The following is a 567-nucleotide window of genomic DNA, read 5'->3' as shown; positions in this document are numbered from 1 at the left end:
TAATAATATAGTTTGTTATTATTTAATTTGCCACTTTTGCATGTTGATGCAATTTGAAACAGATGAGTTTGGCCAATTTTAGTTCCGTTTCAACCGATTATGGTGATGTTGATCTGATCATAAATACCAGCAATAAGGCGGAATACATTTTACTCTTAGCCCATGGTGCTGGTGCTGGTATGACGCACCCGTTTATGGAGCAGGTTGCCGAAGCCTTCAGCGAATCCATCTTTACAGTAGTACGGTTCAATTTCGTGTATATGCAGAATGGAAAAAAGCTCCCTGATTCTCCACAAAAAGCTCATCACGTAATAGAAAAAGTTATTGAATATACTCGGCATCATTTACCAAAACTTCCCATAATACTGTCAGGTAAGTCTTATGGAGGAAGAATGAGTTCACAATATGCAGCCTTAAATAACCCCGACATTTTTGGTTTGATCTTTTTCGGATTCCCTTTACATGCCATGGGCAAGCCGTCAATTGACAGAGCTGATCATCTGAAGGAAATTTCAAAGCAAATGCTCTTTCTACAGGGCAGCAGAGATAAGCTTGCTGAACGGAATT

General features: G+C 39.2%; 1 protein-coding gene. It reads left to right on the top strand.

Annotation, left to right across the window (positions count from 1 at the left end):
- Positions 1-68: 68 nt before the first annotated feature.
- Positions 69-567, top strand: a 499-nt coding sequence (locus E1140_RS00080; protein WP_221412584.1) for an alpha/beta hydrolase family protein, incomplete at its 3' end; no start/stop codon positions are given.

The sequence above is a fragment of the Fulvivirga lutimaris genome (genome assembly GCF_009711525.1).
GTDB classification, from domain to species: domain Bacteria; phylum Bacteroidota; class Bacteroidia; order Cytophagales; family Cyclobacteriaceae; genus Fulvivirga; species Fulvivirga lutimaris.
Note: the sequence above shows the minus strand (reverse complement) of the source record. Positions and strands in the feature narration are given on the sequence as shown.